Annotated in this window: 12 protein-coding genes and 1 tRNA gene; 9 read left to right on the forward strand and 4 right to left on the reverse strand. The window is 65.5% G+C overall.

What is annotated here, in order from left to right:
• Positions 1-8 precede the first annotated feature (8 nt).
• The 5 genes from ftsY to ACPYOD_RS05200 all read left to right on the forward strand — a co-directional run bounded on the left by ftsY (position 9) and on the right by ACPYOD_RS05200 (position 3,675).
• Positions 9-1,148, forward strand: a complete 1,140-nt coding sequence (gene ftsY / locus ACPYOD_RS05180; protein WP_481300662.1) for a signal recognition particle-docking protein FtsY — start codon at positions 9-11, stop codon at positions 1,146-1,148.
• A 29-nt stretch (positions 1,149-1,177) separates the two neighbouring features.
• Positions 1,178-2,215 carry an AsmA family protein gene (locus tag ACPYOD_RS05185; protein ID WP_481300663.1) on the forward strand — a complete coding sequence of 346 codons (1,038 nt, stop codon included), beginning with the start codon at positions 1,178-1,180 and terminating at the stop codon, positions 2,213-2,215.
• Positions 2,212-3,258, forward strand: a complete 1,047-nt coding sequence (mutY, locus tag ACPYOD_RS05190; protein WP_481300664.1) for an A/G-specific adenine glycosylase — start codon at positions 2,212-2,214, stop codon at positions 3,256-3,258. The genes ACPYOD_RS05185 and mutY overlap by 4 nt, the downstream gene beginning before the upstream one ends.
• Complete coding sequence (locus ACPYOD_RS05195; protein ID WP_481300665.1) at positions 3,255-3,533, forward strand: oxidative damage protection protein; 279 nt, start codon at positions 3,255-3,257, stop codon at positions 3,531-3,533. Before mutY ends, ACPYOD_RS05195 begins: the two co-directional genes overlap by 4 nt.
• 66 nt (positions 3,534-3,599) lie before the next feature.
• Positions 3,600-3,675 (forward strand) — tRNA-Phe (locus ACPYOD_RS05200).
• A gap of 116 nt (positions 3,676-3,791) precedes the next feature.
• Here ACPYOD_RS05200 and ACPYOD_RS05205 read toward each other — a convergent pair.
• Positions 3,792-4,178: a DUF427 domain-containing protein gene (locus tag ACPYOD_RS05205; RefSeq protein ID WP_481300666.1), complete on the reverse strand. Its 387-nt coding sequence runs from the start codon at positions 4,176-4,178 to the stop codon at positions 3,792-3,794.
• Positions 4,179-4,302: 124 nt separating this feature from the next.
• On the opposite strand from ACPYOD_RS05205, the gene ACPYOD_RS05210 reads away from it, so the two are divergent.
• A complete protein-coding gene (locus ACPYOD_RS05210; RefSeq protein WP_481300667.1) occupies positions 4,303-5,559 on the forward strand; it encodes a glycoside hydrolase family 27 protein in 1,257 nt (418 codons plus the stop codon).
• A 142-nt stretch (positions 5,560-5,701) separates the two neighbouring features.
• Here the strand turns inward: ACPYOD_RS05210 and ACPYOD_RS05215 are convergent, their stop codons facing one another.
• From ACPYOD_RS05215 to ACPYOD_RS05225, 3 genes are all read right to left on the reverse strand, one after another.
• A complete protein-coding gene (locus ACPYOD_RS05215; RefSeq protein WP_481300668.1) occupies positions 5,702-5,941 on the reverse strand; it encodes a hypothetical protein in 240 nt (79 codons plus the stop codon).
• A complete protein-coding gene (locus tag ACPYOD_RS05220) occupies positions 5,938-6,126 on the reverse strand; it encodes a DUF3606 domain-containing protein (RefSeq protein ID WP_481300669.1) in 189 nt (62 codons plus the stop codon). Before ACPYOD_RS05220 ends, ACPYOD_RS05215 begins: the two co-directional genes overlap by 4 nt.
• A gap of 61 nt (positions 6,127-6,187) precedes the next feature.
• Entirely contained in the window at positions 6,188-6,649 is a 462-nt protein-coding gene (locus tag ACPYOD_RS05225) for a hypothetical protein (RefSeq protein ID WP_481300670.1), read from the reverse strand.
• Positions 6,650-6,771: 122 nt separating this feature from the next.
• Here ACPYOD_RS05225 and ACPYOD_RS05230 point away from each other — a divergent pair, with 122 nt between their 5' ends.
• From ACPYOD_RS05230 to parC, 3 genes are all read left to right on the forward strand, one after another.
• Complete coding sequence (locus ACPYOD_RS05230) at positions 6,772-7,602, forward strand: endonuclease/exonuclease/phosphatase family protein (RefSeq protein ID WP_481300671.1); 831 nt, start codon at positions 6,772-6,774, stop codon at positions 7,600-7,602.
• A 157-nt stretch (positions 7,603-7,759) separates the two neighbouring features.
• A complete protein-coding gene (locus ACPYOD_RS05235; RefSeq protein ID WP_481300672.1) occupies positions 7,760-8,797 on the forward strand; it encodes a proline iminopeptidase-family hydrolase in 1,038 nt (345 codons plus the stop codon).
• Positions 8,798-8,895: 98 nt separating this feature from the next.
• The gene (parC, locus tag ACPYOD_RS05240) at positions 8,896-11,136 is read left to right on the forward strand and encodes a DNA topoisomerase IV subunit A (protein WP_481300673.1); all 2,241 of its coding nucleotides are present in this window, start codon (positions 8,896-8,898) and stop codon (positions 11,134-11,136) included.
• Positions 11,137-11,224 lie beyond the last annotated feature (88 nt).

The following is an 11,224-nucleotide window of genomic DNA, read 5'->3' on the forward strand; positions in this document are numbered from 1 at the left end:
CCCGCGCAATGCTCAAGTTCTGGAAAAAGAAGACCACCGAGCCGGCCGCACCGGAGTCCCCGGTACCGGACGACCGCGTCGACCAGTCGGCCGATCCCGCCTCGGCCGAGGCCGTTGCCGGCATCCCGGAAGCGCTGGCGGAAACCGCCCAGCCCGAACCGGCCGCACCCGAGGTCGAAACCGAGACGGAAGAAACCGCCGTCGTCGAGGCGGCCCGCGAGGCAGAACAGCCCGTGCGCCGCAGCTGGCGCGAGCGGCTGTCCGGCAGCGGCTTCGCGAAGAGCCTCACCTCGCTCTTCGTGCGCCACCCGAAGCTCGACGACGACCTGCTCGACGAACTGGAAACCGCGCTCATCACTGCCGACGTGGGCGTCGAGGCCAGCACCCGCCTGGTCGAAGACCTGCGCAGGCGCATGCACAAACGCGAGTTCGCCGATGCCGGCGCGCTGCTCAAGGCGCTGCGGGCGGAACTGGTCGCCCTTCTCAAACCGGTCGAGCAACAACTCGACGTCGCCACCGCGTCACCCTTCGTGATCCTCACGGTGGGCATCAACGGCGTGGGCAAGACCACCACCATCGGCAAGCTCGCGCGGCGTTACGCCGACGAGGGCCGCAGCGTGATGCTGGCCGCGGGCGACACCTTCCGCGCCGCCGCCGTCGAGCAGCTGAAGACATGGGGCGAGCGGAACAAGGTGCCCGTGGTCTCGCAGGGCCAGGATGCCGACTCCGCCAGCGTCATCTTCGACGCACTCCAGGCCGCGCGCTCGCGCGGCACGCAGGTGCTGATCGCCGACACGGCGGGCCGCCTGCACACCCAGGGTGGCCTGATGGACGAGCTGGGCAAGATCGGCCGTGTCATGAAGAAGCTGGACGCCAGCGCACCGCACGAGGTGCTGATGGTGATCGACGGCACGACCGGGCAGAACGCCATCAGCCAGGTGCGCCAGTTCCGCGATACGGCGGGGGTCACGGGCCTTGTGGTCACCAAGCTCGACGGCACCGCCAAGGGCGGCGTGATGTTCGCGCTCGCGCGCGAGTTCGGCCTGCCCATCCGCTACGTCGGCCTGGGCGAAACCGCCACCGACCTGCGCGTGTTCGATGCCGAAGCCTTCGTGGATGGCCTGCTGCCACCCACCATCGGCGGCTGAGTGAAGGGCCCGATGCACGGACCGCGGCGATGAAACGCCCCCTCCGCATCGGCCTTCTCGCCGCCGGCGCGTTGGTGGCGGTGGTGCTGTTGGCGGCGTTCGTCGCCACCTACGTCATGCTGCAACCGGAGCGGTTCACTTCGCTGCTGCAATCGCGTGCCCGCGCGGCCGGACTCGAACTCACGCTGGCCAGTCCGGCCAGCCCCACCCTCTGGCCGAAGCCCGCGCTGGAACTGGAAGGCCTGACCGTGCGTGCGAACGGCGCGGAATTGCCCCTGCTCGTCGCCTCGCACGGCAAGCTCGTATTGCCCTGGCATGCATTGATGGGCGGCGAAGCGCGCATCTCGCGACTCGAAGTGGATGGTGCGCGCATCGACGTCGACGCGCTCGCGGCTTACCTGGACACCCTGCCCTCGCGTCCCTCCACGGCGGGCGCGATCCTACCCACGGTGGATGCAGGTTTCCGCATCGAGCGCGGCACGCTCCTGCGCGGCAACGAACTGCTGCTGTCCAACGTGGACATCGACGCCGGGCGCCTCGCGAACGGCATGCCGTTCGCGCTCGCGCTGGCGGCCAGCACCGCCGACGGAACAGCCTATTCGGTGGAACTCGAAACGACCCCCTCGCTCTCGCGCGGCGTGCTCACGCTTGCTGACATGGAACTCCGGCTGTCCAGCGAATCACGCTTCGCCGCCACGCTTCGCGGCGGCGCCACATGGCGGGGCGGTGCCGATGTGGGCGCTTCGCTTTCCGGTCGCATCACACGGAATTCGGGCGCACCGTACGGCATCACGCTCAATGTCACGCCGGCGAACCAGCAGGACCCGCTTTACGTCGCCCTTCGCCTCGACGGCGACAACGACCGCACCGATATCCGCATCCCGCCGATAGGCTTCACCGAATGGTGGAGCGGCATCCTGGCAGGCGGGCCGCCTACGCTTCCGCCCGTGCTGGGCACCATCGAAGCGAAGACGCTCGACGTCGGCGGCGTGCACATCAAGGGCCTGCGCATCCAGGCCACGCCGCAGGTGCCGGCCGCCGCCTCATCCACCGCCAGCACACCATGAACGTGTTCGCGCGCGAATTGCTCCGTTGGTACGACCACCACGGGCGCAAGGATCTTCCCTGGCAGCATCCGCGCGACGCGTATCGCGTATGGCTGTCGGAGATCATGCTGCAGCAGACGCAGGTGATCACCGTCATCGGGTACTTCCAGCGCTTCGTGGACACGTTGCCCACGCTGGCATCGCTCGCGGCGGCGCACGAGGACACGGTGCTGGCGCTGTGGTCGGGGCTCGGCTATTACCGCCGCGCCCGCTTCCTGCATCGTGCGGCGCAGCTGTGCGTCGAGCGCCATGGCGGTGAATTGCCGCGCGACCTGGACGCGCTGATGGCCCTGCCCGGCATCGGCCGGTCCACCGCCGGCGCGATCCTCGCACAGGCGTACGGCCTGCGGTTTCCGATCCTCGACGGCAACGTGAAGCGAGTGCTCGCGCGGTATCACGGCATTACCGGTTTCCCCGGCGAAAGCGCGGTCGAAAAGCAACTCTGGCGCCACGCAGACGAGCACACCCCGTCCGAGCGCACCGCGGACTACACGCAAGCGATCATGGACCTGGGCGCCACCGTCTGCGTGCGAACGAAGCCGCTGTGCCTGTTGTGTCCGCACGCGGCCACGTGTATCGCCCATCGCGATGGCCTCACGGCCGCGCTGCCGACGCCGAAACCCGGCAAGAAGATTCCCACCCGCTCGCTGGCCATGCTGCTGTTGCGCGACGCCCATGGCCGCGTGCTGCTCGAAAAGCGCGGACCGCAGGGCGTCTGGTCCGGCCTGTGGAGCCTGCCGGAAGCGGCGGACGCCGATGCCGCCGGCACGGTCGCATCCGGCCTGGCCCGCGTGCGCGAGGCCGATCCACTACCTGCCTTCACCCATGTCTTCAGCCACTACAGGCTGGACGTGTCGCCGATCCTGTTCGACCATGCGGCCCCGCTCGCCGCCGTGGCGGACCGCGAAGACCGCCGCTGGTGCGGCCGCGAGGAACTCGCCTCGCTCGGTCTTCCGGCCCCGGTGCGAACGCTGCTCGCCAACCTTCCGGAGATATCCCCATGACGCGCATGGTTCATTGCGTGAAACTCGGCCGCGAGGCCGAAGGCCTCGATTTCGCGCCCTGGCCTGGCGACCTGGGCAAGCGCATCTACGACGGCGTGTCGAAGGAAGCCTGGGCCCAGTGGCTATCCCACCAGACCATGCTGATCAACGAGATGCGCCTGTCGCCGCTCGACCCGAACACACGCAAGTTCCTGAGCGGCGAGATGGAGAAATATTTCTTCGGCGGCGACGTCGTGCAGCCCGCCGGCTACGTTCCACCCGAAAAGGACGCTTGACGCCGGCGCCCGCACCCGATTTAATACGCGGCTCCACTCGCCGCAACGACCGTTGCAGGCACCCGTGGCTCGGTAGCTCAGTTGGTAGAGCAGGGGATTGAAAATCCCCGTGTCGGCGGTTCGATTCCGTCCCGAGCCACCATTTATTTCAGGGCTTGCATCACTGCAAGCCCTTTTATATTGCGCGACTTAACGTTCCCAGCGGCATCGGCCGTCGCCAGAACGGTACCCTGGCCTCGCTGGGTCTATTCCCGTGTGTCATTCCGCCCCGCCTAAAGTGATGGTGTCGACGCGGTTGGGATAAAACGCGAGATGTCCCGCAATCGCCGCCACGGCATCGAACGGATTCTCATAGGTCCACACCGCATTGAGCGACCGGTCGCCTCCTGCGGGAATCGAGTAGTAATTGCAGTCCCCCTTGTACGGGCAATACGTCGTGTGGTGGGAACGAACCAGCGCCGACATGTCCACGTCTTCCCGTGGGATGTAGTGAACAGGCTGATAGCTCGCTTCACGGAGCACGAGCGCCCGGGTTGAGTCGGCAACGAGCCGACCACCAGCCATGACTCTCACTCGAAGAGACTCGGCCACGATTGAAATCGGATGATCGTCCCCGGGTAGCCGACGAATGCGCTCGATGTTCATGATTCACTCCTCCAATGGAGCCGTGGTCGACATTAACCTTCGCGGCGTGTTCATTGCTACCTGCCTCGCGTAGCGCAGCGTATCGGGTACGATGCGATACCACCCGGCCTTTCGAGAACGCCGCATGACGCCACGCCAGACCGGTCGCCTCTCCGCAGCGCTTTTGGCCGTGCTTTCGAGCTGGAACCTCCTTGCAGCCAGCGCACCGACGAACGTCCCTGCGGAGGATGCCGTTCCCGCGAATGGGCTGGCACGCACGCCCCCGATGGGTTGGAACAGCTGGAATCATTTCGCTGGCCGCATCACTGCGTCCGACGTGCGCGAGATGGCCGACGCGATGGTCGCCAACGGCATGCGCGACGCCGGGTATGTGTACGTCAACATCGACGACACCTGGGAAGGAGAGCGCAGCAAGACCGGCGAGATTCAGACTAATGAGAAATTCGGTGACTTGTCCGCACTGGCGGCGTACGTCCACGCTCGCGGATTGAAGCTGGGCATTTACTCCTCGCCCGGTGCGAAGACATGCGCCGGATTCGTGGGCAGTCATGGCCATGAGGAGCAGGACGCGCGCACGTTCGCAGCGTGGGGTGTCGATTTCCTCAAATACGATTACTGCGGAGCGACCGTTCTTTATCCGGTCACGCGTGAAAACCAGGAGGCGCTATTCCGCCGGATGGGCCATGCGCTGCGCAAGACCGGCCGACCCATCGTGTACAGCCTCTCGCAATCGGGCGACTTCGACATATGGAAGTGGGGGCCGCAGACAGGCGCGAACATGTGGCGCACGACGCCCGATATCAGCGACAACTGGGAATCGATGTCGAAGCGCGGCTTTCGACAACTGGATCTCACCGCCTGGTCGGGACCAGGGCATTGGAACGACCCGGACATGCTCGAGATCGGCAACGGTGGCATGACCGCGGACGAATACCGCACGCAGATGAGCCTGTGGTCCATCCTTCCCGCGCCGCTTCTGGCAGGCAACGATCTACGCACCATGGACGCTGTCACAAAGGACATCCTGCTCAACCGCGAGGTGATCGCTGTGGATCAAGACCCTGCCGGAACTACGGCACGACGGCTGGAAGCGCAGGGCGAGGTCGAAGTGCTCGTACGCGACATGAGAGACGGTTCGGTCGTCGTGGGCTTTTTCAACAGGGGCGAACGGACCGCGAAGGTCAACCTGGCTTGGCAGCGCTTGGGCGAGCGTTTCCGCCAGGGAGTCTCCGCACGCGACCTTTGGCGCCACGCTGCCGTCACGTCCGGCGATGTCTTTACCGGATCGGTGCCTCGGCACGGCGTCGTTTTGCTGCGCGTAGCCCCGGATACCGACGTCCCATCGGGACACCGGGAGGCACACCCTCATTCTCCACACTGAACGCGGTTAATAAGTCGCGTTTGCGGCGAATCAGGCGTCCAATCTCCGCATGAAAAGCGGAGAAAGGCCTACATCTGGCAGGCCGAAGATACCTCGGTCAGGCAGGTAGCGATGCCAATGCTGTTTCCGCGGTTCGCCGGCGCTACTGCGCCGCCGGACGCGCCACCACCATCCAACCGCCGGACAGCGTCTCCTTCAGCACTTCGACACGGCGCATGCGGCCCGTCGTTACCGAGGATGCGGAGGCGAGCGCGAATTCCACTGCCCTGCCTTCGGTGGGAAAGAGATGCTTCGCCCCGCCGGGAAGCAGGACGCGCCAGACGCGTTCGTTCATGCCGGGATAGAAGATGAAGATGCGGAACGGGCGGCCTGCGTCGTTCATCGGCGGCGCCGGCGGCGGAGCTCCGCCCTCACGTCCCACGAATGCTCGCCCACGTTCTTCACCGCGCTGCGCAATGCGAGTTCGCTGACTCCGAGAACACGCGTCCAATAACGGATATCCGATCGAAGTGCCGTGTTCACCCGCGTCAGGTCGGTTGGCGCGGACACGTAGAGCTCGTCGTTCATGGGTGCTGCCTCTTTCGAAGCACCACGGTTACCACGAACATTGTTACGCGGGCGTAACTATTCAGCCTTCGACGTCCCTGCCCCGCGCCGCGTCGCATTCGCGCAGGGCCGCATCGAGCGCCTTCGACTCGCCGGCGTCCACCGGCGCGGCCTCGCCCCGCAGCAGCGCACGTGCATGGTCTTCCATCGCGCGCACGAGCCCATCGCGTGCCGCCTGGCCGCACGGCGTGCGTGGCTTCCACAGCGAAAGGCCCTGCGTCTGGCCGACGAGCCTGTCCACGTAAGGCTGGCGATCCTGCTCCGCGGCAGCCATGGTTTCGCGCACCCTCGTCTGCCACAGGGCGAGTTCGCCGCGCAGGTCGGCCGTGTCCGCCGCGAGCGCCTTCGCATCCGCCTCCCGGGCGCGGTGCGAGGCCGTGAAGGCCAGCATGGCTGTGGTCGCGGAGGCGATGAAAGCAGCCGCCACCACGGCGATGACCGCCTTGCGACCGTTCGACAGTTTCTCGGGCTTGGCTTTTTCCATCGGAGGCAACGGGTTAGTGAGAAAGCAGGATCATCCCATATCCGTGGTGTGTGCACTGCGCGGCAAAAAACCGCTCCGTCCGCCGTTATAGTCCGGTACTTGTCCCCAAGAAGCCGGTGCCCATGACTCGCCTCTCCCGACTCTTCCTCGCCGCCGCCATCACTGCGTTCGCGCTCCCTGCCGCCGCAGCGGAACTTAAGGTAATGACCTTCAACGTCCGCACCATGACCGGCAAGGACGGACCCAACGGCTGGGATTTCCGCCGCGACCTCTTCGCCGACACCATCCGGCAGATGCATCCCGACATCATCGGCACGCAGGAGCTGTACAAGCAGCAGGGCGACGACACCGTGGAGCGCCTGCCGGAGTACGTGTGGTTCGGGCGCGACCGCTACGGCAAGCATGGCGACGAGCACATGGGCATCTTCTATCGCAAGGACACCCTGAAGCTCGTCAAGTCGGGCGACTTCTGGTTTTCCAGCACGCCCGATCAGCCGGGCAGCATGGACTGGGGCAATATCATGCCGCGCATGGTGAACTGGGCGCTGTTCGAACGGCTGTCCGACCACAAGCGCTTCTACCTGCTCGATACCCACCTGCCCTATCGCGATCAGGACGAAGACGTACGCACGCGCTGCGGCAAGCTGCTCGCCACATGGATCGCCAAGCTGCCGAAGGGCGTGCCGGTGATCGTCACCGGCGACTTCAACACCGGTCCGGATGGCGAAGCGCACAAGACGCTCACGGCAACACTGAAGGACGCCTGGGAAACCGCGCCGAAGCGCGAGGGTCCGGCCGAGACGTTCCACAACTTCACCGGCAAGCCGACCAAGCGGATCGACTGGATCCTCTCCAGCGGCGTCACGGCCAAGTCGGTACAGACGATCACGACGTCGAAGGACGGGCGTTATCCGTCGGATCATTTCCCGGTGCAGGCCGATTTCGACCTTTAAAGAATGTGGGAGCCGCTTCAGCGGCGTTGGCTACTTGCGGCAAGCTTGCCCGCTGCCGCGGGATCGCCGCTGAAGCGGCTCCTACATGGCCCCGCGATATCTTGCGCGAAGGACTGCGGCCGTCGATGATGCCGGCACACCTTCCTGGGGAAACGCCATGCGCCGCCTGTACGTTGCCGCCCTGTTCGCCCTCGCCGTCTTCGGCGTGCACGCCGCCACCCCTCCGGCGACCACGCCTGCCTCCTATTTCGACAACACTGGCCGCGATGACGTGCTGTCCGGTGGCCAGAAATCCATCGTCATCGATACGCCAAAGGGTAAGTTCCGAGTGTGGACCAAGCGGGTGGGCAACAATCCCACCATCAAGGTCCTGCTGCTGCACGGCGGCCCGGGCGCCACGCACGAATACTTCGAGGCCTTCGACAGTTATTTCCCCGGCGCGGGCATCGAGTATTACTACTACGACCAGCTCGGTTCGGCCTTCAGCGACAAGCCTGACGATCCGTCGCTCTGGGAAATCCCGCGCTTCGTGGACGAGGTGGAACAGGTGCGCAAGGCACTGCACCTGGACAAGGATAATTTCTTCGTCCTCGGCCATTCCTGGGGCGGCGTGCTGGCGATCGAATACGCATTGAAATATCCGCAGCACCTGAAGGGGCTGATCATCTCGAACATGATGGACAGCATCCCCGCGTACAACGAGTACGCCAGCAAGGTACTGATGCCGTCGATGGACCCGAAGAAGCTCGCCGAGATCAAGCGCCTGGAGGCGGAGCACAAGACCGACGATCCGGCGTACATGGCCATCCTCATGCCCATGCACTACGAGAAGCACATCCTGCGCATGCCGGCCGCGCAGTGGCCGGAGCCGGTGGAACGCGCCTTCGGCCACATCAACCAGCAGATCTACGTGTCGATGCAGGGCCCGAGCGAACTGGGTGCCAGCGGCAAACTCCTGCATTGGGACCGCAGCGAGGCGCTGAAGACCATCAAGGTGCCGACGCTGGTCATCGGGGCGCAGTACGACACCATGGATCCGAAATACATGGCCGCCATGGCGAAGAAGATGCCGGACGCGCGCTTCCTCCTCTGCCCCCAGGGCTCGCATCTGGCGATGTACGACGACCAGAAGACGTACTTCACGGGGCTGATCAAGTTCCTGAAGGACGTGGACGCGGGCAAGCCGCTGAACTGACGAGATTCCGATGGGTGGTCTTCGCTCCTGAGACCGGTTTCTGGCAACATTGTCCGGTTATCGACGCGCAGTGGCGCGCCTGCCGGATGCACAAACCCATGAATTTGCAAGCCAATTACGAACAGATCCCGCTCAAGGAGTACGCCGAGCGGGCCTACCTCGACTACTCGATGTACGTGGTGCTGGACCGCGCCCTGCCCTTCGTGGGCGACGGCCTGAAGCCCGTCCAGCGGCGCATCATCTACGCCATGAGCGAACTCGCCCTGGGGGCCACGGCCAAGCCCAAGAAGTCGGCGCGCACCATCGGCGACGTGATCGGCAAGTTCCATCCGCACGGCGATTCGGCCTGCTACGAGGCCATGGTGCTCATGGCGCAGCCGTTCTCCTACCGCTATCCGCTGGTGGACGGCCACGGCAACTTCGGTTCGCCCGACGATCCGAAGAGCTTCGCGGCCATGCGTTATACGGAATCCCGCCTCACGCCCATCGCCGAGGTGCTGCTTTCCGAACTGGGCCACGGCACTACCGACTGGGTGCCGAACTTCGACGGCACGATGGAAGAACCCTCCTGGCTGCCGGCCCGCGTGCCGCACGTGCTGCTGAACGGCTCGATGGGCATCGCCGTGGGCATGGCCACCGACATCCCGCCGCACAACCTGCGCGAGGTCGCCAGCGCCTGCATCCGCCTGCTCGACGATCCCGACGCCACCATCACCGACCTCTGCGAGCACGTGCACGGGCCGGATTACCCGACCAAGGCCGAGATCATCACGCCGCGCAAGGAAATCGTGGCGATGTACCAGAACGGGGTGGGCTCCGTGCGGGCGCGGGCCGTGTACGAGCGCGATGAAGGCAACATCGTCATCACCGCGCTGCCGCACCAGGTGTCGCCGTCGAAGATCCTCGAGCAGATCGCCGCGCAGATGCGCGCGAAGAAGCTGCCGATGCTGGAAGACCTGCGCGACGAATCCGACCACGAGAACCCGATTCGCCTCGTGCTGGTGCCGCGCTCGAACCGCGTCGACGTGGACGAGATGATGCAACACCTCTTCGCCACGACCGATCTGGAGAAGAGCTTCCGCATCAACCTGAACATGATCGGCCTCGATGGGCGTCCGCAGGTCAAGGATCTGAAAATGATCCTGGGCGAGTGGTTGCGCTTCCGCACCGACACGGTCACCCGCCGGCTCAACCATCGCCTGGGGCGCGTGGAGCGACGCCTGCACATGCTCGAGGCGCTGCGCATCGCATACCTCAACATCGACGAGGTGATCCGTATCGTCCGTACCGAGGAAGAACCGAAGCCGGTGCTGATCGCCCGCTTCCGCCTCGACGAGGAACAGGCCGACTACATCCTGGAGACGAAGCTGCGCCAGTTGGCCCGCCTCGAGGAAATGAAGATCAACGAGGAGCGCGACAAGCTCGAGGAAGAGCGCGCACGCATCAACGTGCTGCTGAAGTCGCCGGCGAAGCTCAAGGGTCTCATCAAGGAAGAACTGCGCAGCGATGCCGAGAAGTACGGCGACGAGCGGCGCGCGCCGCTGATCGAGCGCAGCGTGGCCCAGGCGCTGGACGAAAGCGCGCTGGTCGCGTCCGAGCCGGTCACCGTGGTGCTGTCGCAGAAGGGATGGGTGCGCGCCGGCAAAGGCCATGAGATCGACGGCGAGGCCCTGTCCTATCGGGACGGCGACAGCCTGCTCGCGATTGCGCGCGCGCGCACCACCCAGCAGGTGGCTTTCATCGATTCGACGGGCCGCGCCTATGCCACACCGGCGCACACGCTGCCGTCCGCGCGCGGCAACGGCGAACCGCTCACGGGCCGCTTCAGTCCGCCGGCGGGCGCGCGGTTCGATGCCGTGGTGGCTGCCGACAACGACATCCGCATCGTCCTCGCCACTGACTTCGGCTACGGCTTTGTCACCCGCTTCGAAGCACTCACGGGGCGCCAGAAGGCCGGCAAGCAGATCATCGCGCTCAGCGAAGGCGCGCGCGTGGTCGCGCCGGCCATCACGGCCGATCCGTCGCGTGATCGCATCGTGGTCGTCACGGGCGAAGGCCACCTGCTGATGTTCTCGGTCGCCGAGCTACCCGAGCTCGACAAGGGCAAGGGCAACAAGCTCATCGAGATTCCGAAGGCCAAGCTGGTCTCGGGCGAAGAACGCGTGGTGGGCGTGGCCGTCGTGGCCGAAGGCAAGGGCGAGGTCACGCTCTATGCGGGCCAGCGGAAGCTCACGTTGAAGTGGGCCGACCTGGTGGAGTACGGCGGCAGCCGTGCCACGCGAGGCGGCGTGCTGCCGCGCGGCTTGCGGCGCGTGGAGCGGATCGAGACCACCGGCTAAGAAACCACCTTGCTCGGTGGGAGCCGACCCTGTCGGCGATGGGGGTCGCGGCGAGATCCCATCGCCGACCTGTCTCTTATACACATCT

The sequence above is a fragment of the Luteibacter sp. HAY1-4A genome (assembly GCF_056755355.1).